Genomic DNA, 25459 nt, shown 5'->3' with positions numbered 1-25459 from the left:
CGGCCCGGCGTCACTCCGGCCGGCCCGCCAGGCTGTGCAGGCAGGCGACCAGGCTGCGGGCCTCGACGTTGACGTAGTGGCTGTGGCGCAGCAGCCCGACGAGCTGGTGGAGGGTCAGCCACCGGTAGTCGGGGCCCGGGTCGGGCGCGTACCCGGCGTCCACCTCGATGATCGTGTAGCGGTTGCGGGCGTGGTAGAACCGGCCGCCCTCCTCCGACAGCACGCTCGAGAACCGGACCCGGCCGGGCGGCGCGGACAGCACGTCGTCCAGGAAGGGCGGCCGCGCCGCGTCCGGCAGCCAGGTGTAGTTGCCGGGCGTGCACCGGACGGTCGGGCCGAGTTCGAGGACGTCGAGATAGCCGGGCTGGACGCCGGCGTGGACCAGCGCGTGCAGCACGCCGTCCACCTGCTTCACCAGGAACGCGTTGACGCCGACCCCGATCGGCTCCACCAGCGGCTGGTGCCAGTGGGAGACCTCGCGGTGCCCGCTCCGCACACTGGCCCCGATCACCCGGAAGAACAGGCCGGACTCGTGCTCGATGGCCTCCTCGCCGCGGTGCCACAGCCGGGCCTCGCGCAGCGGCACGCGGTGCGCCAGCACCTCGTGCCGGCTGCGGGACTCGGTGATCCAGCTCAGGATGTCGCCGATGCCGTGCAGCCCCGCGAACTCCTCGCTGCAGGAGCGCAGCACCGACCGCCGGAACTCCTGGTCGCCGGACGGGGAGGACGACGACAGCCCGACGCCCGAGAACGGCAGGCACGACAGCACCGTGCGGGCGTCCATGTTGACGACCGTGTCGTCCGCCAGCAGCCGGTGGAGCTGGCCGAGCGTCAGCCACGCGAAGCCCTCCAGCGGCTCCACCTCGTCGTCGGTCTCGACGATGATGTTGCGGTTGCGCTTCTGGAAGAACCAGGCCCCCTGCTCCGACTGGAGCACGTCGGCGATCACGCGGTGCCGGCGGGTGTCGCGGAAGTAGTCGAGATAAGGGACCGGGGCGCCCTGGTGCACCCGCATGTAGTTGCTGCGCGTCGCCTGCACGGTGGGCGAGATCTCCACGCCCTCGGGGTTGCCGGGCTCGTTCTTGGCCTGCATGAGGAAGTGCAGGACGCCGTCGATCTCCTTGGCCAGGATGCCGAGGATGCCGATCTCCGGTTGCAGCAGGATGGGCTGCGTCCACGCGGGGACCGCGGCGCCGGGGACCTCGGCCGCCAGGCCCGTCACCGTGAAGAACCGGCCGCTGTCGTGGCGGATGTCGCCGGTGCCGGGATCGGTGCCCCAGCGCTCCAGCCGGTCCAGCGGCACCCGGTCGACCCGCGAGACGTCGCCGCGGCGGCGCTCGGCGAACCATGCGCGGACCTGCTCCCCGGTCATGGCCCCGGCGGCCGCCCCGGCCGACTCGGCGATCCGCACGGCCCTCCGGTGGTCGGCCGTCAACGCCGTGATGATCCCCGACATCGCTCCTCCTGGAAATGGTCGCGGCAAGGATTCCAATATGCCGATGCCGGTCCATTCGCGGGTGCCGCGGAATAATTGACAGGGGGTGTTCAGGGGGGTCGTCCGGGGGCGATAATGCCATGTCAGGGGTAACGTCGCCGCCTGCCGTGCCTAGCCTCGTCCTGAATTGACGAGGTGGGCAAAGGAAAGGTGTTCGGTGAATTCGGGACCGTTGAGAATCGGCGTCATCGGCTGCGCGGACATCGCCTGGAGGCGGGCGCTCCCCGCGCTGGCGGCCCATCCGGGCGTCCGGCTGACCGCGATCGCGAGCCGGGACCCGGCCAAGGCGGCGCGCTTCACCGGGCGGTTCGGCGGCGAGCCGGTGCACGGCTACGAGGCGCTGCTGGACCGCGCGGACGTCGACGCGGTGTACGTGCCGCTGCCCGTGCACCTGCACGCCGAGTGGGTCGGGCGGGCGCTCCGGTCCGGGCGGCACGTGCTGGCGGAGAAGCCGCTGACGGCGTCCGCGGCGGAGACCGAGGCGCTCGTCGCGCTCGCCGCCTCGCGCGGGCTGGCGCTGCTGGAGAACTTCATGTTCCTGTGCCACTCCCAGCACGCCCGGTTCCGCGACCTGGTCGCGCAGGGCGCCATCGGGGAGCCGCGCACGCTCACCGCCGAGTTCGCGTTCCCGCCGTCGGCCGACGGCCGCAACCTCTACGACCCGGGCCTCGGCGGAGGCGCGCTGGCGGAGGTCGGCGTCTACCCGCTGCGCGCCGCCCTCCTCCACCTCGGGACCGCTCTGGACGTGCGCGGCGCGCACCTGCGGGTCGACGAGGCGCGCGGCGTGGACGTGGCGGGCGCGGCCCTGCTGGCCGACCCGTCCGGCCGCACCGCCCACCTGACCTGGGGCGTCGAGCACGCCTACCGGTCCCGGTACGCGCTGTGGGGGAGCGCGGGCCGGGCCGAGCTGACCTGGGCCTTCACCCCGTCGGCGGCGCACCGCCCGGTCGTGCGGATCGAACGCCAGGACCACGTCGAGGAGCTGACGCTCCCCGCCGAGGACCACTTCGCCGGCGCGGTCGCGTCCTTCGTCGACCGGGTCCGCGACGGTGTGCCCTCCGTCCTGGAGGGCGAGGCGGTGGTGGAGCAGGCGCGGCTGGTGGACCGGGTGCGGCGGCACGCCGCCGACGCGGGCGGGCCGGTCAGACCAGCGGTTCCCACCAGCGCCGGTTCTCCCGGTACCAGCTGACGGTCGCGGCCAGCCCCTCCGGGAAGGGGGTCCGCGGCTCGTAGCCCAGCTCCGCGCGGATCCTGGTGTCGTCGACCGCGTACCGCCGGTCGTGCCCCTTGCGGTCGGGGACGCGCTCGACCCTGTCCCAGCCCGTCCCGGTCGCCTCGAGGAGGAGGCCGGTGAGCTCCCGGTTCGTCAGGGACGTCCCGCCGCCGATGTTGTAGACCTCGCCCGGCGCCCCCTTGGTGCGCACCAGTTCCAGGGCGCGCGCGTGGTCGTCCACGTGCAGCCAGTCCCGCACGTTCAGGCCGTCGCCGTACAGCGGGACGCGCCCCCCGTCCAGCAGCCGCGTCACGAACAGCGGGATGATCTTCTCCGGGTGGTGGTACGGACCGTAGTTGTTGGAGCAGCGCGTCACCCGCACGTCCAGGCCGTGGGTGCGGTGGTAGGACAGCGCGAGCAGGTCGGCGGCGGCCTTGGACGCCGCGTAGGGCGAGTTGGGGCTGAGCGGCGCGGTCTCCGGCGTCGCTCCCGCGTCCACCGAGCCGTAGACCTCGTCGGTGGACACGTGCACGAACGTCCGCAGACCCGAGCGGAGCGCCGCGTCCAGCAGCGTGCCCGTCCCGAGCACGTTGGTGCGCACGAACGCCGAGGCCGCCGCGATCGACCGGTCCACATGGGACTCGGCCGCGAAGTGCACGACCTCGTCGTGCTCGGCGACCAGCCGGCCCGCGAGCCCGGCGTCGCAGATGTCGCCGTGCACGAACCGGAAGCCCGGACGGCCCTCGACGGCGGCCAGGTTGGCGAGGTTCCCCGCGTAGGTGAGCGCGTCCAGCACCGTGACCGACACGTCCCCCGGGCCGTCGGGGCCGAGGAGGCGACGGACGTAGTGCGACCCGATGAACCCGGCGCCGCCGGTGACCAGGATCCTCGTCATGCGATCCGCACCCGGCTGTAGTCGCCGAGGACGAGGCGGTGGGCGGCGCGGGTGCGCGCGGCGGGGGTGACCTCGACGGCGCGGCCCACCAGGGACGCCTCGATGGGCCGCACGCCCTGGATGGTGGACCCGTCGAGCACGATGGAGTACTCGATCTCGCTGTCCTCCACGCGGACGCCGTCGCCGATGGAGGTGAACGGCCCGATGTAGGAGTCCACGACCCGGGCGCCGGTGCCGATGATCGCCGGGCCCACGATCCGGGTCCCCTTCACGATCGCGCCGGAGGCGATGCGCACCCGGCCGATGATCTCGGTGTCGCCGTCGACCTCGCCCTCGACGCCGTGCTCCAGCCCCTCCAGGACGGTGCGGTTGGCCTCCAGCATGTCATCGACGTTCCCGGTGTCCTTCCAGTAACCCGTGATGACCGTCGACCGCACGTCCAGGCCGGCGTCCAGCAGCCACTGGACGGCGTCGCTGATCTCCAGCTCGCCCCGCGCGGACGGCGCGATCGCCCGGACGGCGCGGTGGATCGCGGGGCCGAACAGGTACACCCCCACGAGCGCCAGGTCGCTCTTCGGGCGCTGCGGCTTCTCCTCGATGCCGACGATCCGCCCGTCCGGCCCGAGTTCGGCGACGCCGAAGCGGCCCGGGTCGGGCACCTCGGTGAGCAGCAGCCGGGCGTCGGCCGGGCTCGCGCGGAACCCGGCGACGATGTCGGCGATGCCGCCGACGATGAAGTTGTCGCCGAGGAAGAGCAGGAAGTCCTCGTCGCCGAGGAAGTCGCGCGCGATGAGGACCCCGTGCGCCAGGCCGAGCGGCGCCTCCTGCCGCAGGTACGTGACGCGCAGGCCGAAGCGCGAGCCGTCGCCGACCGCCCGCCGGATCTCGGCTTCCGTCTCGCCGACGACGATGCCGGCCTCGGTGATCCCGGCTTCGGCGATGGCCTCCAGCCCGTAGAAGAGGACCGGCTTGTTCCCGACGGGCACGAGCTGTTTCGCGGACGTGTGCGTGATGGGGCGCAGCCGTGTTCCGGACCCGCCCGAGAGGACCAGGGCTTTCATGGTGCCCATCGTCGGGTGAGGCGCCGATGCTCCGGCCCCTGACGTCCACCCCGGAACCCCTAGGAGGGCAGGCGCATTCCCCATTTAAACGGTAGGAACAATTGACTGCTCGTCCGGGCCGGTGATTCGCTACCACTGCTCCCGTTCCATCTCCTCGAACCCCTTGGAGGCCCGTCCGATGACCGCGACGACCGGTGGTGCCGTGTACGCCGACCCTGTGGACCTGGACAAGCACGGTGTCTACGGGGCGACCGCGCTGAAGGTGGAGAACGGCGGCTGGAACCGGCCGCGCTACCCGTTCCAGGGGCGCATCACCGCCGACGGCTCCAGCGGATACAAGGCCGAGCCGGGGCGCTACCACCTGTACGTCTCGCACCGCTGCCCCTGGGCGCACCGCACCGCGATCGTCCGGATCCTGAAGGGGCTGCAGGACGTCGTGTCGCTCTCGTACGTCGACGACGAGCGCGACGGGCGGGGCTGGGCGTTCCGGGAGAAGCGCGGCGCCGACCCGGTCAACGGCTTCCGGTTCCTGCGCGAGGCCTACGAGGCTACCGAGCCCGGCTACGAGGGGCACGTGTCGGTACCCGTCCTGTGGGACCGCGAGACGGGCCGGATCGTCAGCAACAACTTCTTCGACATCACCATCGATCTCGGCACCCAGTTCGAGGCGTACGGCGATCCCGAGGTCCACCTGTACCCCGAGGAGTTGCGCGGCGACATCGACGAGCTGAACGAGTACATCTACGTCAACTTCAACGATGGCAACTACCGGGTCGCCGGCGCCGCCTCCGACGAGGCCTACGCCGACCTGCGCGGCCGCGTGATCTCCGCCCTGGAGCGGCTGGACGAGCGGCTGTCCACCCGGCGCTTCCTGTTCGGCGACTCGGTCACCGAGTCCGACGTGCGCTTCTGGGTGACGCTGGCGCGGTTCGACCTCACCTACAACCCGTTCGCCAAGATCAGTGAGCGGCGGCTGGTCGACTTCCCCCACCTGTGGCCCTACGCCCGCGACCTCTACACGCTCCCCGCCTTCCGCGACACCACCGACTTCAGCGCCTTCACCCATCTCGGCCCGCCGTTCCTGGACCCGGCCGTGACCCGCATCGACGTCGAACCCCACCGGGCCGACTGGGACGAGCCGCAGGACCGCCACCGCCTCGCCGCATGAGCGTCGCCGGACGGACCCGACACCCCCGACGGGCGAACGGAGGAGCCTCGAGTGCGGGTCATGTTCACCGTGTCCTCACAGGCGACCCACTACTCCGCGATGGTCCCCCTCGGCTGGGCGCTGCAGGCGGCGGGCCACGAGGTGCGGGTCCTGTGCACGCCTGACCAGACGGCGGCGGTCGGCCGGACGGGCCTGCTCCCGGTGCCCGTGCTCGACGGCATGAAGGTCATCACGAGGCTCCGGTTGCAGGCCCACAGGGAGGCCGTCGAAGGGAAGCGGCCCTACCCGTGGCCGCCCCCGCACCCCCTCACCGGGGAACCCTTGAAGGATCTCGCCGACTTCGACGCCGCCGGCTTCCGGGACGACGTCGCCCCCGTTCTGGCGGAGTGGGCCGCGCGCGGCTTCGACGCGGCCGTCGCGTTCGCCCGCGCATGGCGGCCCGACCTGGTCCTGCACGACCCGGGCAGCCTGGAGGGGCTGGTGGCGGCCCGCGTCACGGGCGTGCCGGCGGCGCTGTGCCTGTGGGGGCCGGTCGGCACCCGCGAACCCGACCACATGCGCATCATCCCGACCGACCACAGCGGGTCGTTCCCGCGCCACGGCCTGGCCGCGTTCGACCCGGAGATGATCGAGCGCGTCCTGGACCCCTGCCCGCCGTCGCTGGCGCCCCCGACCACGGCCGAGCGCGTGCGCTTCGGCTACGTCCCCTTCAACGGGACCGCGCCGGTCCCGCGCTGGGCGATCGAACCGCCCGCGCCCGGCCGCCCGCGCGTCTGCGTGACGTGGTCGACGGCGCTGACCGCGACCGCGGGACCCGGCTCCTACCTGCTCCCGGACATCCTCCGGGCGGTGGACGGCCTGGGCTGCGAGGTGATCGTCCTGGCCACCGCCGCGGACGCGGCCGCCCTCGGCCCCGTGCCGGACGGCGTCCGCGTCGCCGAGAACGCGCCTTTGCGGGCCGTCCTGCCCGGTGCCTCCGCCGTGATCCATCACGGCGGAAGCGGGAGCGCCATGACCGCGCTGTGGGCGGGCGTCCCGCAGTTGACCACCACGTTCGCCTCCGAGCAGGCGGCCACCGGCAGCCGGGTCGCCGCCGCCGGCGCGGGCCGCCACCTGCCCGGTCACGAGGCCGGCCCCGACGCGCTGCGGGCGGCCCTCCACGACCTCCTCACCGACACCGCGTACCGCGACGCCGCCGCCGGACTGCGCAAGGAGATGCTGGCCCAGCCGACCCCGGCCCAACTCGTCGGCACACTGGAGAACATCGCGGCACGGGGGAGCCGGTGACGGGGCCGGCGGCGATCGAGCGGCCGAGGCCGCGCCCGGTGCGCGTCAGGCGCGCACGGGTGGGGCGCCGCCGCCGGGAACCGTGCTGAGCAGGCGGTCCCATTCGGGATAGGCCGCCAGCTTCCTCCGGTGCATCGCGAAGATCTTGTCGTTGAGGCCGGGATCGGCGTCGTCCGACAACCGGACCTGGGTGAGCCGCGACAGGTACGGCAGGATCTCGAAGTCGCCTTCGAGATGCACCGGGTCGTACATGTAGCGGTCGAGCGCGTCGAGGTCTTCCAGCGCGACGCAGTATCCGTGCGTATAGCCCTCCGCGGGGTCGCCCAGGTCCGCTCCGACGAACGAGAACGAGGTCGACTCCACCTGGGAGGTGCGCCTCATCGCGGCCAGCACGGACTCCTTCCGCTCGGGCGTGGTCCCCGCCCGGAAACTGAAACGCAGCATGAGCACGATCACTTCGGCCGTCCCTTCGCTGATGTGATCACGACGGTAGGCCGATCGCACGAGACGACCAATGCGCCATGGTCTCGTTCTCATACGTCATCGTCTTTCCAGCTAGCCTCACCGTGTGGACGTGCTGAGCGACGTGATCGCCGTCATGCGCACCGGGGACCCCCGTTCCGCCCGCGTGGAACGGCATGCGCCCTGGGGGCAGCGGTTCCGGATCCCGCCCGGGACCGCCGGCTTCGAAGTCGTGCTCGCCGGGTCCTACCGGTTGATCCCGCCGGACGGCGACCCGGTGGCGCTCGGCGCCGGGGACGTGCTGTTCCTTCCGCGCGGAGGCGAGTACGGCCTGACCGACGCCCCCACCGCGCGATTCGTCGATCTCCCTTCCCCGTCGCAGGACCATCAGGCGCCCACCGGTCACGACGCTTCCGCCCGGCCGAGCGCGGTGGTGTTGTGCGGCGCCTACCAGCTCGACGCGGACCGCGGGCACCCCCTGCTGGAGGAACTGCCGGGCATCGTCCACATCCCCGCCGGCGTCGGCCGTCATTCCCGGTTGCGCGCCGCGGTCGACCTGCTCGGCGCCGAACTGCAGGAGCCCCGCCAGGGCGCCGCCGCGGTGGTGCCTTCGCTTCTGGACACTCTGCTCGTCTACGTCCTGCGCACCTGGCTCGAGGAGCAGCCGGCATGCGGCGGGACGACCGGATGGGCCGCGGCCCTCGCCGACCCCTCGGTGAGCGCGGCGCTCGACGCGATCCATGACGACCCCGCCCAGCCCTGGACCGTCGCGGAACTGGCCGCCCGCGCGGGGCTGTCACGGGCGGCGTTCGCCCGGCGTTTCACCTCGCTCGTCGGCCGGCCACCGCTGGCGTACGTGACCTGGTGGCGCCTGACCGTGGCGGCCCGGATGCTCCGCGATTCCGATTCACCGCTCAGCGCGGTGGCCGAACGCGTCGGCTACGGCTCCGAATACGCCTTCGCGAACGCCTTCAAACGCGCGTTCACCGTCCCGCCGGGCCAGTACCGCCGCAAGCCCGCACTTCACGCTTCGCCATCACCCCGCTGACCGCCCAGAGCCCGCTGTCGCGGCCGAAGGACTTCAGTCGGTTCTCTGCAGGCTCGTCGCGGGGCGGGGGAGCAGCTCGCGGACGGTCACCCATACAGCGCCTGACCTCCCAGGGAACCGGGCCGTCACCACGTTCACCCGCGACCATCACTGCGACATCTGGGCCGGGGCCACCGGCTGAGAGCGCTGCGGCCTCACGGGAGAGGCACGACGATGCCTCCAGCGTGACGGCCGTCCTCGGCCTCGTCCAGCATGGGGACCGACATCGTCGAGCGGCAGGCGGCGGCCACCCCGCTCGGGCGGCTGGCCGCACCGGAGGAGGTGGCGGCCGCGGCGGTCTGGCTCTGCTCGGACGCCGCGACCTACGTCACCGGGATCGCGATGTCGATCGACGGCGGGCGACGTGCCTGAACCCGGAGCCCGCCGCCGGTCAGCCGGCGGACATGCCGCAGTCGATGGCGATCGACTGGCCCGTGATGTGCCGGGACGCGTCCGAGCACAGGAAGGCGAACGTCTCGGCGACGTCCTGCGGGTCGATCAGGACGCCCGACGGGTGCAGCGCCGCCGCCTGCTCCTCGGTGAACATGCCGCCCTGGATCGCCTGGGCGAGCAGCGCGGTGCGGACCACCCCGGGGCAGACCGCGTTGATCCGGATGCCCTGCTTCACGTACTCGATGGCGGCGGTGCGGGTCATCGACACGACGCCGCCCTTGGTCGCCGAGTAGTCCGAGATGCCGAGCGGCAGGCCCACCAGCCCGGCCACGGACGCCATGTTGACGATCGTGCCGCCGCCCTGCGCGAGCATCTGCCGGATCTCGTACTTCATGGACAGCCAGACGCCCTTGAGGTTCACCGCGACGAGCTTGTCCCACGCCTCCTCGGTGATCTCGTGCAGCGCCGAGCCCTGCTCCTCGATACCCGCGTTGTTGACCGCGCAGTCGAGACGGCCGAAGGAGCGCACGGCGGCGGCGACCGCCGCCTCGACGTCGGCCCCGGAGGTGATGTCGGCCCGGACGAAGACCGCCTCGCCGCCGTCCGCCTCGATCGCGGCGACGGTCTCCTTGCCGCCCTCCTCGTTGACGTCGGCGACCACCACGCGCGCGCCGCGCGCGGCGAACAGGCGCGCCGTCGCGGCACCGATGCCCTGCGCGGCACCGGTGATCAGCGCGGACTTGCCTTCGAGCACTTCACTCATGTCGCTCTCCTTCTCCAGGGGAAGACCGGGCGGCGGATCGCCGCCCGTCCGGTACACGGGGCGGGACGGTCCCGCCGGGCGCGGTCGCTCAGGAGCGGGCCGCGGTCTGGGCCAGGACGTGCTCGACCACGGTGATCAGCACGCGCTTCGCCGACTCCCGGTCGCGCACGTCGCACATCAGCAGCGGAACGCGGTCCTCGAGGTCGAGCGCGATGCGGACGTCCTCGGGGTCCTTGCGCTCGGCGCCGTCGAAGCAGTTCACCGCGACGACGAAGGGAGTGCGGCGGTCCTCGAAGTAGTCGACCGCGGCGAAGCTGTCGGCGAGGCGGCGCACGTCGGCGAGCACCACCGCGCCGAGCGCGCCGAGCGCCAGCTCGTCCCACATGAACCAGAACCGGTGCTGGCCGGGCGTCCCGAACAGGTAGAGCACCAGGTCGTCGGGGAGCGTGATGCGGCCGAAGTCCATCGCCACGGTGGTGCTGATCTTCCCGTCGACGCCGCTGGTGTCGTCGACGCCGACGCTCCGGTCGGTGAGGATCTCCTCGGTGCGCAGCGGCCGGATCTCGCTGATCGAGCCGACCATCGTGGTCTTGCCGACCCCGAACCCGCCCGCGACGAGGATCTTCGCGGCGATCGGCCGCCGGCCGCCGGCCGGGGCCGGGTCACGGACGGCGGCGTCAGAGTGCACGTAGTCCATTGAGCAGTTTCCTTAGTACGAGCTCGTCAGGGATGTCGCCGGTGCTGGTCGGCCGCAGCGCCCTGAGCAGGTTCTCGTCGCGCAGGTCGTCGACCAGGACGCGGACGACCCCGACGGGCAGGTCGATCTCGGAGGTCAGGTCGGCGAACGTGATCGGGCGGCGGCACAGGGCCAGCAGGGTGCGGTGCTCGGGGTCCAGCCGCATCCGCCGCGACACCGGGACGCCCGTCGCCTCCAGCACGGAGATCAGGTCGAGGCCGTCCTCGCGGAACCGGGTCCTGCCCCGGGTGACGGTGTAGGGCCGCACGACCGGCCCCGCGTCGTCGTCAAGCCAGCGGTCGCTGCTCACCGGGGTCTCATCTCGTACTCGGACCCGACAGCCGGGCGATCGCCGGGGGCCGCTCGGCGATCCGCTCGGCGAGTTCGGTCATCTCGTAGGCGATCGTGCCGGCGTCCGCGTGCGGCGGGCCGACCAGGGCGAGGCACGCGTGCTCCCCGGCCGGCACCATGAACACCAGGTAGGTGTCCATCTCGATGAAGGTCTGCAGCAGCCGCCCGCCGCCGAACCTGCGGCACGCCCCGCGCGCGAGGCCCTGGACGCCCGCGACCAGCGCGGACAGGTGCTCGGAGTTCTCCCGGCCGAACCGGGTGGAGGACGCCACCAGCAGCCCGTCGTTGGACAGGACGACCGCGCCGCGCACCGGGCCGGCGCGCAGCACCATGTCGTCGAGCAGCCGCTGCACTTCCCGGTCCGTCATCGGCGCCGGCGTCATCGGTTCTCCTCACCCTCGTCGGGCCGGACGGGCCCGGACGTCTCGACCCGTCCGCGCCGCCATCCGCTCTGCATGGACGTCATGACCGAGCGGGCGCGCTCCGGCGAGCGCCCGGTGCCGCGTCCCGGCGGCCGCTGCTGCTCGCCGCTGTCGCGGGGGGACGGGGGCGTGTCGCGCAACTGCGGCGCGAGATTGGCGCGGCGGACGCGGCGCGGCATGCCCGCGTGGGTGCCGCCGATCTGCGAGCCCGGCGCGTCCGGCACCGGTCCGGGAGGCGGCGGGGCGGCGGGCGGGGGAGCGGACGGTCCCTCTCCGGGGCCCGGCTCCTCTCCGCCGAACCGGTGCCGTCCGCCGGAGTCCTGCGCGTGGCCCGGCGGGACGTGCCCGGCGACCGGCAGGGGCCCGGTCCCGGTGACCGGAATGGGGCCGGTACCCGTGACGGGCACGGGGCCGGTTCCGGTGACGGGCAACGGGCCGGTTCCGGTGAACCCGCCGGTCCCTGCGGCGGGCTGCGCCGGGTAGGCGCCCGGGTCCTGCGGCCCGGGGTGGGCGGCCGCCATGGCCGGGGCGTTCGCGTGGGCGGGGTCCGCGCCGGGCGCGTCCGCGGCGCGGGCGTCCTCGGGGGCGTCCCGGCCGATCCTGTCCGCGGGGACCACGAGCGAGTGCGGCAGCAGCACGATCGTCTTGATGCCGCCGTAGGCGTTCGGCTCCAGCACCACCCTGATCCCGTGCCGGTACGCCAGGCTGGTGACCACGAACAGCCCGAGCTGGTCGCCGTCGGCCAGGTCGAACTCCGGCTCGCGGGACAGCCGCCGGTTGATGGCCGCGAGCTTCTCGGGCGCCATGCCGAGGCCGCGGTCCTGGATCTCCACCACGAAGCCCTGCCCGACGAGCCCGGCGTCCACCTCGACCGGCGTGTTCGGCGGCGAGAAGGCGGCGGCGTTCTCGATCAGCTCGGCCATCAGGTGGATGACGTCGGCGACCGCGGCGCCGACGATCCCCTCCTGCGCCGAGGTCACCACGTCCACGCGGGAGTAGTCCTCGATCTCGCCGACGGCGCCGCGCAGCACGTCCACGATGCCGACGGGGTGGCGCCAGCCGCGGCCGGGCGCGGCGCCGGACAGGATGACCAGGCCCTCGGCCTGCCGCCGCATGCGGGTGGTCAGGTGGTCGATGGCGAACAGGTCGGCGAGCGCCTCCGGGTCGGACGCCTTGCGCTCCAGCGTGTCGAGCATGGCCAGCTGGCGGTGCAGCAGCGACTGGTTGCGCCGGGCCATGTTCTGGAACACCTGGTTGACCGCCTTGCGCAGGTCGGCCTGGCCGACGGCGGCCGCGACCGCGGTGCGCTGGACGCTGGAGAACGCGTCGGCGACGTTGGCCACCTCGGCCGTTTTGCCGACCTCGAGCGGCGGCGCCTCGACGGCCACGTCCACCTCGTCCCCGCGGCTGAGCCTGCCGACCAGGCCCGGCAGCCGCTCCTCCGCCAGCGTCCGCGCGGCGCTCTGCAGGCCGAGCAGGTCGCGGCCGATGCGGCGGGCGAACCGGATCACGAGGAACAGCGTCAGCAGGACCGCGACCAGCCCGAGGCCCCCGACGAGGCCGAGCCGCCACAGCGTCCGGTCCGAGGTCTTCTTGGCGTCGCCGGCCAGCACGGTCCGGGACTTCAGCAGCGCGCCGTCCAGCGCGCCGATGAACCCCTTCGACTCCTGCTCCCACGTGGCGGGCGGGATCGTCAGCCGGCCCTTGGGACCGGCCGCGAGGATGCGGTCCTCCACCGAGGTGAAGGCGGTGGCCGGCGGGGAGGCCAGCGCCTGCCGGAAGGGGGCGCCGTTGGCGGGCGTGAAGTCCGACAGGCTCGTCGTCTCCAGGTAGCGCCGCTCGTACACCAGCTGGTTGATCGCGGCGTACTCGGCGGGGGTCATCTTGCCGCCGCCGACGAGGACGCCGCCGACGAGCGTCGCCTCCCGGCCGCTCAGCTCGATCGCCCGCGACATGCCGGTCAGGTGGTACGCCTGCTGGTAGCCGTTGTCGGCGACCAGCAGGTAGATGAACCGGAAGTGGGAGTCGATGATGTCGTTGTAGGCGTTGAACGCGTCGAGCTTGGTCAGCGCGCCGGAGTCGACCTCGCCGCGGACCTTCGCGATCGTGTTGAGCTTGCCGATCAGCACCGACAGCCGCTGCTTCATCGGCCCGGTCAGGGTGCCGCGGAACCTGCCGGAGTCCGCGGCCTTGTTCATCTGGACGATCGTCCCGTCGACCTTCTTGCGGACGGCGTCCAGCGACGTGCGCGGCAGCCGGCCGCGGCCGGCCAGCCACACCACCGACTCCTGGCGCTCCTGGGCGACGGTCACCAGCATCGGCTGCACGGCGTCGCCGTAGACCTCGTTGGCGGTGTCGATGTTGCGCTGGTGGAGCGCTTCGGACGCGGTGCTCTGCGCCGCGAAGACCCACAGCGTGATCAGCGAGACGACCGGGACGACGAGCATGCCGTACAGCGACAACCGGAACGAGCGCCGGCGCGCGGCCCTCACTGGCCGCAACGGAGGTGAGCGGGGCGGACGCGGCTGTTCAGCTCATTCATGTTCGTTTCTCTCAAGCGTCGGTGACGGTCCGGTCGGGACGAGGTCCGTGACACCATAGCCATCACTTTGATCTTGCGCGGCGTTTTCGGGTCATATTTCACACTCTGGTGGATTTGGCTGAGGGCGGGTGCGCGGGGTGGCACGATGTCACCGCGTCAACCGCCCAGGAGGAGAAGCCACATGACACCGCGCGACGCGTCGACCGACCGGCTGGACTGGCTGATCGACGGGTTCGTCAAACGCGTACCCCAGGTGACCAGGGCCGTCGTGCAGTCCGCGGACGGCCTGCTGATGGGGGCGTCCTCCGGCATCACCCCCGACGACGCCGAACACCTGTCCGCCCTGGCCGCCGGGCTGCAGAGCCTCGCGCGGGGCGCGCGGCTCCAGTTCGGCGCGAACGAGGTCCATCAGACGATCATCGAGATGAGCGACGCCTTCCTCTTCGTCACCGCGGCCGGCGAGGGCGCGTCGCTGACCGTGCTGAGCAGCGCCGACGTCGACCCCGCCCAGATCAGCTACGAGATGACCCTCCTGGTCAACCAGGTCGGCGAGCACCTCTCCTCCAGGCCCCGCCTGAACTGAGTGGGTCATCTCATGCCCGCGGGATTCCCGGGGAGCCTCTGAGTGCGGCGGCAGGGCTTCTGGTAATGCCGTCGAATGGCCTCGGCCGAATTTCATGAGCGGCCGGGTCGGCTTGCGTGGCCTTGCCGCACACTTATCGGCGATTTTCGCCAAGGAAATGCTTGTGCGCGTCTTATCCGAGCCGAGGGGAAGACGCGAATCGGGCCGGCATGCCGTGCGGGGGGAGCGCCCCGCGTCGGATTGTCGGACCCGGATGGCAGGCTGGGCGCCTCCTGTGACGGATGCGATGGATGGGAGGGCTCGTTGGCCCGCTGGCATGAGGTCGCCGAATCGGCGCCGGAGTTCGCCGCCCAGGTCAGGGACGCTTTCGAGGCGCACAAGCACAAGACCCTGGCGACGCTGCGGAAGGACGGTACGCCGCGGGTCAGCGGCATCGAGGCGTACTTCGTCGGGGACGACCTGTGGTTCGGGTCGATGCCCGGCGCGCTGAAGGCCCGGGACCTGCAGCGCGACCCGCGCTTCGCGCTGCACGGGCCGCCGGTCATCCTGAGCGCCGACGACCCCGCGACGGCGCCGGGCGACGCGAAGGTGACCGGCCGCGCGGTGGAGGTCGCCGACCGCGAGCGGATCGGCGCGATGCTGACCGCGCGGGGGCTGGCCCCGGACTCCTTCAGCGAGTCCCACTTCTTCACGGCGGACATCGCTGAGGTCGTCCTCACCCGGATCGAGGGCCCCGCCATGGTCATGGATCTCTGGCGGCCCGACCAGGGCCTGCGGACCCTCCGCCGCGCCTGAGGGAAAGACCATCCTGGTGGACACCGGGGTCGGGAACGACCGGGAGCGCCCGCAGATCCCGCAGTTCGCCGGGCTGAGGACGGATTATCCGGCCCGCCTGCGCGAGGCCGGCGTCGCGCCGGAGGACGTCGACGTCGTCGTCAACACGCACATCCACTACGACCACGTCGGCTGGAACACCGAACTGCGCCATCCCGGCCCACTGGCCAGGGCACGGAGCCGCCGAGGTCCGCAAGGACGGTGACGGCTTCGCCATCACCGCGTGGGCCGCGTTCCCTCGCGGCTGACGCGGCGGGCCGCCCAGACGGTGCGCTCGGTGCGCACCGCCAGATCGTCCCGGCGCAGGATGCCGTGCGGGCCGCCGGTGTCGAGGAGCCGGTCGAGCGCGGTGAGGTCCTCGGGGGAGAGCGTGCCGGCGACGGCGTCGCGGATGCGCTGTAGGACACCGAGGGCGTAGCGGCCGATCACCTCGCTCCGCGCGCCTGCGATGTCCACGGTGATGGTGCGTTCGCCCTCGACCGTGAAGCCGGCGGCGGCCAGCATCGGGCCCCAGTCGGCGCCGCGGTGGGGCATGTGCTCGGCTTGGAGGCGGTCGGCGGCGGCGTGGGCGCGTTCTTCCAGGCCGGGGCTGCCCTCGGGAGCGTTCTCGGGCAGGAAGCGGGGGTGGCCGGCCAGTTCGACGACGGCGAACAGGCCGCCGGGCGCGAGGGCGTCGTGGACGGCGCGCAGCGCGTGGTCGGGGTTCGCCATGTGGTGCATCGAGGCCGACGCCCATACCAGGTCCGGTGAGCCGAGGTCGGGCCAGACGGCTTCGTCGAGGTCGGCCCGCACGGTGCGCACGCGCTCGTCGACGCCGCGGGCGCGCGCCTTGGTGTGCAGGCGCTGAAGGTGTTCGGCGGACGCGTCGACGGCGGTGACGTGCGCGTCGGGGAAGCGGTCGAGGAGGGCGAAGGTCCCCGCGCCCGTGCCGCAGCCCAGGTCCACGATGCGGCGTGGGCTGCTCCGCAGCGGCAGCCATGCGGTGATGGACGCGGTGTGTTCGGCGAGGACCTCGGCGTCCAGGTCGAGGATCTCCGCCAGGCCGTCGGATCCGTGGTCGTGGTGGTGATCGTGCGAAGGGCCATGGTGGGTGGCGTGCGTGTGTGGTCGGTTCATTCTCTTCACACTAAGACGGTCATGCGTCTCCGGCACAAAACCTTGCCGTACAGGCAAGACGTTGGCCGTTGTCGCTGCCCGAGGCGCAAGAGGCCGCCGCTGCGCAGGCCGTGACGTGGCCCCGCCATCATTCGGGAGCGCGCTGAGCGCTGCCGCCGCCGGCGTCGCGCTGGTGGCCGCGGCGGGCGTCGCGGTCGAAGATGCCCAGGATCTCGCAAGGGCCCGAGTCCGCTCCGATGGCGTGCGGCGTCATCGTGGGGAACTCGGCCGCCTGGTTCGTCTCGAGGCGGATGCGGCTGTGGCCGAGCATGAGGACCGCCGTGCCGGACAGGACGACGAGCCATTCGTGCCCCGGGTGAGCGCGCATGCGCGCCGGGTTCTCGTGAGGTGGCTCGGTCATGCGCTGCCGCACCACGCTCATCCCGGGGCTGGCCTTGATGGTCCAGCGCATCTGGTTGTGGACGCTGTCGATCGTCGGGCTGGTGACCACGTCGTCGGTGGCGGTCTCCACCAGCTGATCCAGCGTGGTGTCCAGCGCGCGGGCGAGGGTGACCAGCTGGTCCAGCGCGAGGCGGCGCCGGCCGTTCTCGATGCGGCTCAGCGAGGACTGGCTGAGGTGCGCGCGGCCGGCCAGCTCCTCCAGGGACCAGCCCTGCGCCACCCTCAAGGCGCGGATGCGCTTGCGTACGAGGCTGTCCAGATCTCCATCTTCTTGCGTCATAGGCAACATCGTATGCCTGAAATGCAAGCCGGCCTTAGCGTCGTCTGCGGACGGTCCGCGACGCCCGAGGCCATGCCCGGGCGCCGACCTCCTCCTTCGCTCGGCGACCGGCACTGCTCCGGCGCCGACTCGGCACGCCCGTTTCGAGAGGAACCCATGAGCATGAACCAGACCGCGCAGGCCGCACCGGCCGGCGGCGGAGACGTCCCCGACGCGCGCCGGCTGCGCACGATCCTGATCGCCGTGTCCCTCGCCCTGATGGCGGTCATCGCCTCGGTGACCGGGCTCAACGTCGCGCAGACCCACATGGCCGTGGAATTCGGCGCTTCCCAGAGCACGATCTTGTGGATCATCAACGTCTACACCCTCGCCCTGGCCGCGCTGCTGCTGCCGCTCGGCGCCCTGGGCGACCGGCTGGGCCGCAAGCCCATGCTCGTCGCCGGCCTGGGCGTCTTCGGCATCGCCACCGTCGTCGCGGGCCTGGCCCCGACGGCGGAGGTGATGCTCGCCGCGCGCGTGGCCGGCGGCGCCGGCGCCGCGATGATCATGCCGATCACGCTCGCCGTCATCACCTCGACCTTCCCCGAAGAACGTCGCGGCAAGGCGATCGGGGTGTGGACCGGTGTCGCCGGAGGCGGCGGCGTCCTGGGCATGTTCCTGGCCGCGCTCCTCGTCGACGTCGCCGACTGGCGCTGGCTGTTCGCCCTGCCGGCGGTCCTGGTCCTCGCGGCGCTGGCCATGACGCTGACATCGGTTCCCAACTCCCGCGAAACCTCCGCTCACCGTTTCGACACGGCCGGGGCGGCGGCCTCGGCGGTCGCCGCGGTCGGGCTCATCTTCGTCCTGCAGGAAGGCCCCGAACGCGGCTGGACCGCCCCCGCGACGCTGATCGGGCTCGCCGTCGGCCTCATCGCCGCCATCGGCTTCGTGGCCTGGGAGCTGCACCGCCGCGACGCCTCGCTGCTGGACGTGCGGCTGTTCCGGAAGAGGGGCCTGGCGGGCGGCTCGATGACGCTGCTGGTGGTCTTCGGCGTCCAGGCGGGCATCGGCGTGGTCCTCTTCCCGTTCTTCCAGGCCGTGCTCGGCTGGTCGGGCCTGCTGTCCACGGTCGCGATGATGCCGATGGCCGTCATGATGATGACGGCCTCCGGCCTGGCCCCCGCGCTCGCCGCACGTATCGGCGCCCGCGCGACCATGGCGGTGGGCATCGGGGCGGCCGGCGCCGGCATGGCGCTCATGGCCCTGTTCGTCTCCGCCGGCGGCGGCTATCCGCCCCTCCTGCCCGGCCTGCTCGCCATGGGCCTCGGCATGGGCCTGTCGATGACCCCGTCCACGGAGGCCATCACCGCCTCCCTGCCGCGCGAGAAGCAGGGCGTCGCCTCCGCCCTCAACGACGTCACCCGCGAATTCGGCACCGCGCTCGGCGTCGCGCTGCTCGGCGCCCTCGTGTCCGCCGGCTACCGCGACGCCATCGACGAGAGGCTGCACGGCGTCCCTCAGGGCGCCGCGGACACCGCCCGGCAAGGCGTCGCCAACGCCGTCGAGGCGGCGGGCAGCGCAGGTCCGCACGCACAGGACCTGATCCACGCGGCCCGGCAGTCCTTCGTCGACGGCTGGCAGCAGGCCATGTGGGCAGGCGCGGCCATCATGGGCGTCCTGTTCTTCTCCATCGCCCTTCGCGGTCCCGAGAGCACACCCGCCGCGGTCGCGGACGAGACGGAACCCGCCGAGGGCGGCGCCGCGCGATGACCGCACAGGAGCCGGGCGTCAGGTGATGGTGCGCCTCATGTCACGGTGAGCCCGCCAGGGCGCCGCACGCTGACGGGGTTCTGCTCGGGGGCCGAGGTAGCAGCACCGCGACCCGGTCCGCACGTGTGCGCGCAGCTCGGCACCGAGGGCCGGGTCGGCGGCGGCGACGCGGTCGAGGGCACGCCGGATCGCCTTCCCGACGGCGATCCGGGCTCGTTCCTCGTCGTCGGCGAACCGGCGCGTTCGGCCGCCCAGACCCGTCGCCGACGCCAGCTCCGCGATGAGCCAGTCCCGCTCGCGCAGGAGTTCTGCGGCGCGGTCCGGATCGCCGGCCAGGTCGGCACGGTCGGCCTGGTCCTGCAACTCGGCCAGCCGCTTCTTGTACTGCCGTTTCGCGGCCTCGTCCAGCAGCGGCTGTCCTGCCGGAACAGGGCTCGCCGCGCCCTGCCCGGCCGCGAGTTCGACCGCGGGTATTTCCTGGCCCGGGTTGGCCATCAGCACCGCCAAGTGCTCCAGGCCCACGCAGTGGTCGACGGTTGCGGTCCGCCCACCCAGCTCGATGTGCCAGCGCCTGCCGTCGCGCCGGCACACCACCGGCGCCGCTCGGCCGGGTGCGCCGGGTGCGCCGGGTGCGTCGGGTGCGTCGGCGGCGCCGTCCTGGAGGCGTACGGTGCCTCGTTCGGTGCCGGGCGGCAGCGGCATGTGCAGTTCCGCGGCCTCTTTCACCGCTGCGGCCAGCTCTGCGTCGGCTTCGGCCAGGTCTTGCGACCTGCCCGGGAGCGCGAGCGCCTGGGCGAGACGGGCCCTCGACAGCGCGGTGGCGGGCCGGTGCCCGAGCGACAGGTTCTCCTGGAGGGCCGCGCGCAGGTGCCCGGCGGCGGCGTCCGCGTCGCCGGTGACCAGCGCGGCCGTCCCCAGGCAGTGGTGCAGCGAGCCCAGGCAGGTGATCCCGTGCCCCGCGATCACCGGGAGGCGGGCGTACGGCGCCATCAGGGCCGCCGCCTCGACCGCGACCGCGGGGTCCCTGAGCAGCCAGGCCGTCTCGGTCACGCAGTACATCGTCAGCAGCCAGGTCGCCGCCTGCGGAAGGGCCGCCAGACCGCGGCCGCTCAGTCGGGCGAGCATGCTCGTGGCCAGGGGGCGGTCGCCTCCCGAGGCCGCGGCGAGCGCCAGGGACGCGTACGTGGAGTAGTCGGTCTCGCTGAGAGTGGGCGAGTCCACCAGGTCCGACAGCATGGGCCGGAGTTCGGCGATGCGGCCCTGGAACCAGCGGATCGTGCCGAGCTGCCCGCCGTACCACGCCCGGGCGTTGACGCCCGCGGCCGTGGCGCCGCGCTCGGCCCGCTCGTCGGCCAGGGCGCCGGCCGCCGCGAGCCGGCCCGCGCGGATGCCGAGCATCACCTCGATCACCTCCACCACGGCCCGGACGGCCCGATGGTCATGGATCGCGAGATGCTCCCGCAGCTCCGCCAGGCTGCGGGCGGCGTGCGGGTGGGCGTCGAGGAAGAGGTCGACGGTGTGCAGCAGCAGACCCACCAGCAGGTCGCCGGGACGGCCCGTCCCGGACGCCTCGCCGATCAGCTCCTGGGCCAGCTCCAGCCGCAGCGGCCCGTGCCCGGGGCCCATGGCGCAGTAGTGCGCCAGCGTGAGGGCCTCCACTCGCGCCACGCCGTCCCCGGAAGCGCGGGCCTCGGCGACCCGCGCGAGCATCGGGCCGGGCTCTCCGGTGCGGTACGCCTGCTCGGCGGTCAGCCTGATGCGCAGGCGCAGCGCCAGCACGGACCGGGGGTCCAGGCGGCCCAGCGCCGCGCGTTGCCGGGTCCGGGTCGCCGCCGCGTCCGCCACGGTGCGCTGCTCCTGCGCCCAGAGCCCGCCCAGGCCGAGCGCCGCACGGGCCAGCATCTCCGGGTCGCCGCCGCGTTCCGCCTGGCGGTAGGCCGCCGCGAAGCGGCCGCGGGCCGTCCACGGGTCGCCGTCCACCAGCAGCGCGTGTTCGGCCGCCAGTAAGGCCGCCGTCCCGGTTTCCGTACCGCCGTCGTCCAGGTCGCCGTTGCTTGCGACGACCGGACGCGGCCCTGGCGATGTCCTCACAGCCCTACCCCCGGTGCGAGACCGCTGACGTCTAGGGCACGGCGACGATCCCGCCCGGGTTCAGTCCGCGGCCCGGTCGGATGTGACCGGAACCGGCACGGGCCGGGGCGCGGCGCGCAGCGCGCGGACGTCGGGAACGCTGTACGCGGCGGCCGCGGCCAGCAGCGCGACGGCCGCGCAGCCGCCGAGGACGACCGGCGTGCCCAGCAGCTCGGCGGCGGGGCCCGCGCCGACCATCGCGACCGGCACCAGGACGGTGCCGATGAGGGCGATGAAGGACTGGACGCGGCTGATGTGCTCCTCGGGCAGCCACGCGCCCAGCGCCGACTGGTACACGACCAGTTCCAGCGTGCCCCCGGCGCCGCAGACCACGGCGGCGGCGGCGACCAGCGGGAACGGCAGCCCCGCGGCCATGGCGCCCAGCAGCGCCGCCTCCGGCAGCATGACCAGGCAGCAGACCAGGCCGGGGCGTTGCGGGCGGACCAGCACCGCGGTGATCGACCCCACGGCGAGCCCCGCGCCCAGCGCGCTGCCGAAGAGCCCCCAGGTCACCGCCCCGTCATAGCGGTCGGCCGCCCACACCGGCCCGAGCACGGTGATCGAGGCCGCCCACAGGCCCGAGGACGTCGCCGAGAGCAGCGCGATGGCCGCGACCCAGCGCAGGCCGACGAGCACCCGCCAGCCCTCGGCGATCTCGGTGCGGAAGCGGGCGGCGGGACGCGGCCGGACGGGCGGCACCGCCAGGCCGCCGAACAGCAGGCCCGACAGCAGGAACGAGGCCGCGTCCCACGCCAGCACCCAGCCGGGGCCGCTGAAGGCGATCACGACGCCGGCGATCGGCGGCCCGCCGATCGCGACCATGTTGTTCGAGATCTGCGCCAGGCCGTTGGCGTCGGGCAGCGCCTCCTTGTCCACCAGCTGCGGCAGCAGGCCCCGCGCGGCGGGACCGAAGAACGCCACGATGGCGCCTTGGAGTAGTTGCAAGGCCGCCAGCGACGGCACCGACGCCGACCCGGTCAGCACCAGGACGGCCACGGTGCCCTGGACGGCGGCGCTGGCGTACTGGCAGCAGGCCAGCACCGTCCGGCGCGGGTACCGGTCCGCGACGACGCCGCCGACCGGGGACATCGCCATGAACACGATCGGGCCGCCCACCAGGACGAGGCCGATCCCGGTGGCGCCGCCGCCGATGCCCAGCACGGCGTAGGCGGCGGCGATCGGCGCGACCGTCGACCCGGTCACCGAGACCCAGCGGGCCGCGAAGTAGCGCCTCCATGCCGGGTTCCCGCGTGCCAGGGCGAGGGCCCCGGCCAGTCGGCGGGGGAGGTGCGGGGTGGTCCTCACCGGCTGCTCCCTGGATCGGCGTTCACGGTGGTCACCTCTCTGCGCGGCGGACGTGGGAGGGCCCCGGTCCCATCGTCGCGCGATGGGACCGGGGCCGTCGGAGAACGGGCCGGTCAGGCCGACTGCAGCTCGGCGGCCGGGAGGCTGGTCCTGGTCGCTGTGCGCAGCGCGTGGTTGTCCTGCATCCCCTTGTCGCAGCTGGTCTCGGGGATGATGGCGCCGGAGCGGGCGGCCTCCAGGTAGGCGTCGACGTCGGTCTCCTCGAGGCCGAGGCCGAGCGCCGGGCCGGCCAGCCGCAGGCTGGTGGCGGCGCGTTCGGTGGGCTGTGCCATGGTGCGTTTCCTTTCTGGACGTTCGGTCCGGCGGTGTTACCGGGCCGAAGCAGCGATCGCGACGATGAGCCGCTGGCCGTTCTCCACGGGAACGACCGAGGTGGTGAGCCATCCGGGGGCGACGACCATGACGCCGCGCGCGGGGCGGGCCAGGACCGCCCGGCCCCAGGGCAGGCCGGGCACGGCCGTCTGGTCGCTGGCGGGCCGGGGGTCGGCCAGCGCCAGGCATCCCGACTCGTGGGCGGCGGGCGCCGGGGTCGCGGCGAGGTAGCACCAGCCCGCCCATTCGGCGGGCCGGGCCTCCGCGGGGACGCCGTGGCCGGCCTCCCAGACCTGCACGGTGACGTCCACCGCGCCGGCGGCGCCCGCGCGGCCGGCCGCCGCGTCCATCGCCTCGGCGAACAGCCGGGCGAGGCCGCGCGGGTCGTCCAGGACCTCGTCCGCCGCGACCTCCCGGCAGGCGGCGCCGCCGGCGGCGCCGGGCGGGGCCGCGGCCGTCAGGCCCGGCCGGACGATGCCGTCCAGGTCGACGTTGCCGACGAGGACGCTGGTCCCCCACAGCAGCCGGACGGGCGGGGAGCCGGCCGCGCCGGGCTCGATGAGCGTGGAGGCGGTCATGACATGCCCGCCCAGTCCTTGTCGTAGGCGACGTTCCAGGCGACGCAGATGCGCCGTCCGCCGCCGGTGAGGGTGGCCTGCACCGAGTGCGGCAGCCAGCCGGGGAAAGCCACCATCCGGCCGGGCACCGGCTCGACCCGGTAGACGCCCTGGGAGGCGAAGCGGGCCACCGCGGCGGGCCGCGGGTCCAGCAGCTGCAGGTACCCGGCCTCGCCGGTGTCGCCGCCGTCGCCGGACTCGACGTAGAACACCCCGGACCAGGCGGAGTCGTGGTGGGTGTGCGGGCGCAGGCTGCCGCCCTCGGCGTAGACCACCGTCCACGCCTCGGCGATCACCTCCTGGGCGACCTCGTCGGCGGCCTCGCCCAGGGTGGCGCGGGTGAGCGCGCTGACGGCGTCGACGATCCGGCCCTTGAACCAGTCCACGACGGGGTCGTCCCACTGCAGGATGTCCTGGTTGGCCTTCGTGGCGGTGATGACCCCGAAGTTGGACGCCTCGGGATCGGTGCCGGTGCGTTCCAGGATGAGGTCGCGGAAGGCGGGCAGGCGCTCGCCCGCCGAGGCGATGTCGGCGACGTAGAGCGGGCTGCCCCAGGCCGCGAACGGCGCGAAGCGCTCGGGGCGCCGCGCGGGCGCGGGCGCGGGTGCTGTGAGGGTCATGCGGTCTCCTGCAGTCGGCGGACGAACGCGCGTCCGATGTCGGTCAGGTCGGCGGCGGCCCGGTCGAGCAGGTCCAGGCAGCCGGCCCGGTACACCGCCAGGTGCGCGAGGCGGCCGGGCGGCGCGTCGCCGCACGCGCGGTACATGCGCGTCAGTGCGGTCGCGACGTGCGCGGCGCCCAGCACCTCGGCCGGCGAGCGGTCCGCGGTGCCGGACGGGAGCGTGCGGCGGGGGGCACCGGGCCGCTGGAGCCGCCACACCTCCTCGATCAGGTAGAGCCACTGGTGCGCCGTCTCGTGGAGGAGCTGCTCGCGGACCTCCAGCGGCGAGTCGAAGGCGGCGCGGGCCAGCAGGACGTGCTGCGGCCACGCCTTGGACGAGGCGGAGATCGCGCCGCCGTCGGGGTCCAGCAGCGCGTACCGGACCGGCAGGTCCAGCAGCGGCCGCCACGCCGGGACGGCGGCGGCGAGGCCGGCGCGGGCCTGCGCGACCTGGCCGCGCTGGATCCGGGTGAGCGGCCGGGCGGGCATCGCCGGCCCGTCGACCAGCGTCAGCGCCCGCGCCGGGGCGAGCCAGCCCTCCAGCGTCCGCTCCGACAGTCCCCGGGTCCGGCCCTGCCGCTCGGCCAGGACGTGCCGGGCCGCCGCGGCCGCCGCCAGCAGCCGCCGCGAGCGGAACCCGTCGTCCACGAAGGGCAGGCCGCCGAGGTCGGCGAGCGGATCGGTGCAGGTGATCGCGGGCGCGGTGCCGTTCATCGGATCTCCTCGGTGGTGAGGGCGTGGCCGGTCAGCGCGGGGTGCTCGTCCAGCGGGCGGCCGTCGAGACCGGCCACGAGGAGCCCGACGCCGGCGCGGCGGCCGACCTGGAGGCACGGCAGCCGGCGTTCGGCTCCGGGCACGGGCGTCCAGTACCGGGCGGGAGGGGGCGTCATCGCCGCGAGCACGTCCGGCCCGCAGGAGACGCCGCCATAGGCGTCGTGGCCGAACCGCGGGTGCCCGATGTCGAAGTCGTCGATGAGGACGACACCGGTGCGGATCGCCGCCAGCTCGCGCGGCAGCGGCCACGCGCCCCAGTGCGCGTCCAGGAAGTAGAGGGGCCGGTCGAACGCGTCCGCCGCGTCCGCGACCAGGGCGGGGGAGTCCTGGCAGGTGACCGTGACGTTCGGCAGGTCGCGCACCCGGTGCGCGGTGAACCGCGCGTACCAGGGGTCGATGTCGCACGTCATGACCGGCAGGCCGGGGTAGCGGCGCCCCAGGTAGGAGGCGGTGTCCCCGAGGTGGCAGCCGGTCTCGACGACCGCGTCGCACCGGTAGGCGTCGATCAGGTCGTCGACCAGCAGGGCGACGGTGACATCGAAGCCGAACGGCCCCCCGCCGCCGGCCAGCCGCTCCTGACCGGCGCGGACCGTCCGGTAGAACACCCGCAGGACGTCGTCGGTGCCGTCCGGCGGGGCCATGAGCACCCGTGCGCTCGTGCCCGCGCCGCACGGCACCGGGGCCTCGCTGCTCGGCTTGCGCGCCGACTCCGCCATGGGCTC

At 73.6% G+C, this 25459-nt stretch carries 27 protein-coding genes; 9 read left to right on the top strand and 18 right to left on the bottom strand.

Annotation, left to right across the window (positions count from 1 at the left end):
* Window positions 1–10: 10 nt before the first annotated feature.
* Entirely contained in the window at window positions 11–1456 is a 1446-nt protein-coding gene (locus amrb99_RS05590; RefSeq protein WP_190853123.1) for an NDP-hexose 2,3-dehydratase family protein, read from the bottom strand.
* A 196-nt stretch (window positions 1457–1652) separates the two neighbouring features.
* Here amrb99_RS05590 and amrb99_RS05585 point away from each other — a divergent pair, with 196 nt between their 5' ends.
* Window positions 1653–2684, top strand: a complete 1032-nt coding sequence (locus tag amrb99_RS05585; RefSeq protein WP_190853121.1) for a Gfo/Idh/MocA family oxidoreductase — start codon at window positions 1653–1655, stop codon at window positions 2682–2684.
* Here the strand turns inward: amrb99_RS05585 and rfbB are convergent.
* Both rfbB and amrb99_RS05575 read right to left on the bottom strand, forming a co-directional pair.
* A complete protein-coding gene (gene rfbB, locus amrb99_RS05580; RefSeq protein ID WP_190853119.1) occupies window positions 2638–3603 on the bottom strand; it encodes a dTDP-glucose 4,6-dehydratase in 966 nt (321 codons plus the stop codon). The genes amrb99_RS05585 and rfbB overlap by 47 nt on opposite strands.
* Complete coding sequence (locus amrb99_RS05575; RefSeq protein WP_190853116.1) at window positions 3600–4664, bottom strand: glucose-1-phosphate thymidylyltransferase; 1065 nt, start codon at window positions 4662–4664, stop codon at window positions 3600–3602. The genes rfbB and amrb99_RS05575 overlap by 4 nt, the downstream gene beginning before the upstream one ends.
* 178 nt (window positions 4665–4842) lie before the next feature.
* On the opposite strand from amrb99_RS05575, the gene amrb99_RS05570 reads away from it, so the two are divergent.
* Entirely contained in the window at window positions 4843–5832 is a 990-nt protein-coding gene (locus amrb99_RS05570) for a glutathione S-transferase C-terminal domain-containing protein (protein ID WP_190853114.1), read from the top strand.
* 60 nt (window positions 5833–5892) lie between these two features.
* Entirely contained in the window at window positions 5893–7119 is a 1227-nt protein-coding gene (locus amrb99_RS05565; RefSeq protein WP_194736606.1) for a nucleotide disphospho-sugar-binding domain-containing protein, read from the top strand.
* 45 nt (window positions 7120–7164) lie between these two features.
* Here amrb99_RS05565 and amrb99_RS05560 read toward each other — a convergent pair whose 3' ends face one another.
* Window positions 7165–7563, bottom strand: a complete 399-nt coding sequence (locus amrb99_RS05560) for a Dabb family protein (protein ID WP_206699799.1) — start codon at window positions 7561–7563, stop codon at window positions 7165–7167.
* A gap of 124 nt (window positions 7564–7687) precedes the next feature.
* Between amrb99_RS05560 and amrb99_RS05555 the strand changes: the two genes are divergently transcribed.
* Both amrb99_RS05555 and amrb99_RS05550 read left to right on the top strand, forming a co-directional pair.
* On the top strand, window positions 7688–8629 hold the full coding sequence (locus tag amrb99_RS05555; protein WP_190853106.1) for a cupin domain-containing protein: 942 nt from the start codon (window positions 7688–7690) through the stop codon (window positions 8627–8629).
* Window positions 8630–8881: 252 nt separating this feature from the next.
* Window positions 8882–9040 carry an SDR family oxidoreductase gene (locus tag amrb99_RS05550; RefSeq protein WP_206699798.1) on the top strand — a complete coding sequence of 53 codons (159 nt, stop codon included), beginning with the start codon at window positions 8882–8884 and terminating at the stop codon, window positions 9038–9040.
* A gap of 19 nt (window positions 9041–9059) precedes the next feature.
* Here the strand turns inward: amrb99_RS05550 and amrb99_RS05545 are convergent, their stop codons facing one another.
* The 5 genes from amrb99_RS05545 to amrb99_RS05525 form a co-directional block, all read right to left on the bottom strand.
* On the bottom strand, window positions 9060–9824 hold the full coding sequence (locus tag amrb99_RS05545; RefSeq protein WP_190853104.1) for a glucose 1-dehydrogenase: 765 nt from the start codon (window positions 9822–9824) through the stop codon (window positions 9060–9062).
* An 88-nt stretch (window positions 9825–9912) separates the two neighbouring features.
* Complete coding sequence (locus amrb99_RS05540; RefSeq protein ID WP_190853102.1) at window positions 9913–10521, bottom strand: ATP/GTP-binding protein; 609 nt, start codon at window positions 10519–10521, stop codon at window positions 9913–9915.
* Window positions 10502–10870, bottom strand: a complete 369-nt coding sequence (locus tag amrb99_RS05535; protein ID WP_190853100.1) for a DUF742 domain-containing protein — start codon at window positions 10868–10870, stop codon at window positions 10502–10504. The genes amrb99_RS05540 and amrb99_RS05535 overlap by 20 nt, the downstream gene beginning before the upstream one ends.
* 7 nt (window positions 10871–10877) lie before the next feature.
* Entirely contained in the window at window positions 10878–11294 is a 417-nt protein-coding gene (locus tag amrb99_RS05530) for a roadblock/LC7 domain-containing protein (protein WP_190853098.1), read from the bottom strand.
* The gene (locus tag amrb99_RS05525; protein ID WP_190853096.1) at window positions 11291–13825 is read right to left on the bottom strand and encodes a nitrate- and nitrite sensing domain-containing protein; all 2535 of its coding nucleotides are present in this window, start codon (window positions 13823–13825) and stop codon (window positions 11291–11293) included. Before amrb99_RS05525 ends, amrb99_RS05530 begins: the two co-directional genes overlap by 4 nt.
* A gap of 231 nt (window positions 13826–14056) precedes the next feature.
* Between amrb99_RS05525 and amrb99_RS05520 the strand changes: the two genes are divergently transcribed.
* The 3 genes from amrb99_RS05520 to amrb99_RS05510 all read left to right on the top strand — a co-directional run bounded on the left by amrb99_RS05520 (window position 14057) and on the right by amrb99_RS05510 (window position 15497).
* Window positions 14057–14458, top strand: coding sequence for a roadblock/LC7 domain-containing protein (locus amrb99_RS05520; RefSeq protein WP_190853094.1), 402 nt, complete (start codon window positions 14057–14059; stop codon window positions 14456–14458).
* Window positions 14459–14761: 303 nt separating this feature from the next.
* The gene (locus amrb99_RS05515; protein WP_190853092.1) at window positions 14762–15253 is read left to right on the top strand and encodes a pyridoxamine 5'-phosphate oxidase family protein; all 492 of its coding nucleotides are present in this window, start codon (window positions 14762–14764) and stop codon (window positions 15251–15253) included.
* Window positions 15254–15269: 16 nt separating this feature from the next.
* Entirely contained in the window at window positions 15270–15497 is a 228-nt protein-coding gene (locus tag amrb99_RS05510; protein WP_347256546.1) for an MBL fold metallo-hydrolase, read from the top strand.
* Between the two features lie 11 nt (window positions 15498–15508).
* Here the strand turns inward: amrb99_RS05510 and amrb99_RS05505 are convergent, their stop codons facing one another.
* Both amrb99_RS05505 and amrb99_RS05500 read right to left on the bottom strand, forming a co-directional pair.
* On the bottom strand, window positions 15509–16408 hold the full coding sequence (locus amrb99_RS05505) for a class I SAM-dependent methyltransferase (RefSeq protein ID WP_190853090.1): 900 nt from the start codon (window positions 16406–16408) through the stop codon (window positions 15509–15511).
* A gap of 127 nt (window positions 16409–16535) precedes the next feature.
* Window positions 16536–17129, bottom strand: a complete 594-nt coding sequence (locus amrb99_RS05500; protein ID WP_206699796.1) for a helix-turn-helix transcriptional regulator — start codon at window positions 17127–17129, stop codon at window positions 16536–16538.
* A gap of 156 nt (window positions 17130–17285) precedes the next feature.
* On the opposite strand from amrb99_RS05500, the gene amrb99_RS05495 reads away from it, so the two are divergent.
* Complete coding sequence (locus amrb99_RS05495; RefSeq protein ID WP_190853085.1) at window positions 17286–18878, top strand: MFS transporter; 1593 nt, start codon at window positions 17286–17288, stop codon at window positions 18876–18878.
* 18 nt (window positions 18879–18896) lie between these two features.
* Here amrb99_RS05495 and amrb99_RS05490 read toward each other — a convergent pair whose 3' ends face one another.
* From amrb99_RS05490 to amrb99_RS05460, 7 genes are all read right to left on the bottom strand, one after another.
* Window positions 18897–20969 carry a hypothetical protein gene (locus amrb99_RS05490; RefSeq protein ID WP_190853083.1) on the bottom strand — a complete coding sequence of 691 codons (2073 nt, stop codon included), beginning with the start codon at window positions 20967–20969 and terminating at the stop codon, window positions 18897–18899.
* A gap of 60 nt (window positions 20970–21029) precedes the next feature.
* Entirely contained in the window at window positions 21030–22313 is a 1284-nt protein-coding gene (locus amrb99_RS05485; protein WP_190853081.1) for an MFS transporter, read from the bottom strand.
* A 113-nt stretch (window positions 22314–22426) separates the two neighbouring features.
* Window positions 22427–22645, bottom strand: a complete 219-nt coding sequence (locus amrb99_RS05480) for a hypothetical protein (RefSeq protein ID WP_190853079.1) — start codon at window positions 22643–22645, stop codon at window positions 22427–22429.
* Window positions 22646–22681: 36 nt separating this feature from the next.
* The gene (locus amrb99_RS05475; protein ID WP_190853076.1) at window positions 22682–23263 is read right to left on the bottom strand and encodes a hypothetical protein; all 582 of its coding nucleotides are present in this window, start codon (window positions 23261–23263) and stop codon (window positions 22682–22684) included.
* Window positions 23260–23922 (bottom strand): putative 2OG-Fe(II) oxygenase, encoded by a 663-nt coding sequence (locus tag amrb99_RS05470; RefSeq protein ID WP_190853074.1) that lies wholly within the window; start codon window positions 23920–23922, stop codon window positions 23260–23262. Before amrb99_RS05470 ends, amrb99_RS05475 begins: the two co-directional genes overlap by 4 nt.
* Window positions 23919–24677, bottom strand: a complete 759-nt coding sequence (locus tag amrb99_RS05465; RefSeq protein ID WP_190853071.1) for an HEXXH motif-containing putative peptide modification protein — start codon at window positions 24675–24677, stop codon at window positions 23919–23921. The genes amrb99_RS05470 and amrb99_RS05465 overlap by 4 nt, the downstream gene beginning before the upstream one ends.
* The gene (locus amrb99_RS05460) at window positions 24674–25453 is read right to left on the bottom strand and encodes a hypothetical protein (protein ID WP_190853068.1); all 780 of its coding nucleotides are present in this window, start codon (window positions 25451–25453) and stop codon (window positions 24674–24676) included. Before amrb99_RS05460 ends, amrb99_RS05465 begins: the two co-directional genes overlap by 4 nt.
* Window positions 25454–25459: the final 6 nt, after the last annotated feature.

This window comes from Actinomadura sp. RB99, from assembly GCF_014706005.1.
Taxonomy (GTDB): domain Bacteria; phylum Actinomycetota; class Actinomycetes; order Streptosporangiales; family Streptosporangiaceae; genus Spirillospora.
The sequence above is the reverse complement of the archived record's forward strand: the minus strand, read 5'-3'. Positions and strand labels throughout refer to the sequence as shown.

Bases quoted from the DNA above. Each gene is read 5' to 3' on its own strand.
- amrb99_RS05590 (WP_190853123.1), bottom strand. From the start codon at position 1,456: ATGTCGGGGATCATCACGGCGTTGACGGCCGACCACCGGAGGGCCGTG.
- rfbB (WP_190853119.1), bottom strand. From the start codon at position 3,603: ATGACGAGGATCCTGGTCACCGGCGGCGCCGGGTTCATCGGGTCGCAC.
- amrb99_RS05575 (WP_190853116.1), bottom strand. From the start codon at position 4,664: ATGAAAGCCCTGGTCCTCTCGGGCGGGTCCGGAACACGGCTGCGCCCC.
- amrb99_RS05570 (WP_190853114.1), top strand. From the start codon at position 4,843: ATGACCGCGACGACCGGTGGTGCCGTGTACGCCGACCCTGTGGACCTG.
- amrb99_RS05565 (WP_194736606.1), top strand. From the start codon at position 5,893: ATGTTCACCGTGTCCTCACAGGCGACCCACTACTCCGCGATGGTCCCC.
- amrb99_RS05560 (WP_206699799.1), bottom strand. From the start codon at position 7,563: ATGCTGCGTTTCAGTTTCCGGGCGGGGACCACGCCCGAGCGGAAGGAG.
- amrb99_RS05550 (WP_206699798.1), top strand. From the start codon at position 8,882: ATGGGGACCGACATCGTCGAGCGGCAGGCGGCGGCCACCCCGCTCGGG.
- amrb99_RS05545 (WP_190853104.1), bottom strand. From the start codon at position 9,824: ATGAGTGAAGTGCTCGAAGGCAAGTCCGCGCTGATCACCGGTGCCGCG.
- amrb99_RS05540 (WP_190853102.1), bottom strand. From the start codon at position 10,521: ATGGACTACGTGCACTCTGACGCCGCCGTCCGTGACCCGGCCCCGGCC.
- amrb99_RS05530 (WP_190853098.1), bottom strand. From the start codon at position 11,294: ATGACGCCGGCGCCGATGACGGACCGGGAAGTGCAGCGGCTGCTCGAC.
- amrb99_RS05520 (WP_190853094.1), top strand. From the start codon at position 14,057: ATGACACCGCGCGACGCGTCGACCGACCGGCTGGACTGGCTGATCGAC.
- amrb99_RS05505 (WP_190853090.1), bottom strand. From the start codon at position 16,408: ATGAACCGACCACACACGCACGCCACCCACCATGGCCCTTCGCACGAT.
- amrb99_RS05500 (WP_206699796.1), bottom strand. From the start codon at position 17,129: ATGACGCAAGAAGATGGAGATCTGGACAGCCTCGTACGCAAGCGCATC.
- amrb99_RS05495 (WP_190853085.1), top strand. From the start codon at position 17,286: ATGAGCATGAACCAGACCGCGCAGGCCGCACCGGCCGGCGGCGGAGAC.
- amrb99_RS05480 (WP_190853079.1), bottom strand. From the start codon at position 22,645: ATGGCACAGCCCACCGAACGCGCCGCCACCAGCCTGCGGCTGGCCGGC.
- amrb99_RS05475 (WP_190853076.1), bottom strand. From the start codon at position 23,263: ATGACCGCCTCCACGCTCATCGAGCCCGGCGCGGCCGGCTCCCCGCCC.
- amrb99_RS05470 (WP_190853074.1), bottom strand. From the start codon at position 23,922: ATGACCCTCACAGCACCCGCGCCCGCGCCCGCGCGGCGCCCCGAGCGC.
- amrb99_RS05465 (WP_190853071.1), bottom strand. From the start codon at position 24,677: ATGAACGGCACCGCGCCCGCGATCACCTGCACCGATCCGCTCGCCGAC.
- amrb99_RS05460 (WP_190853068.1), bottom strand. From the start codon at position 25,453: ATGGCGGAGTCGGCGCGCAAGCCGAGCAGCGAGGCCCCGGTGCCGTGC.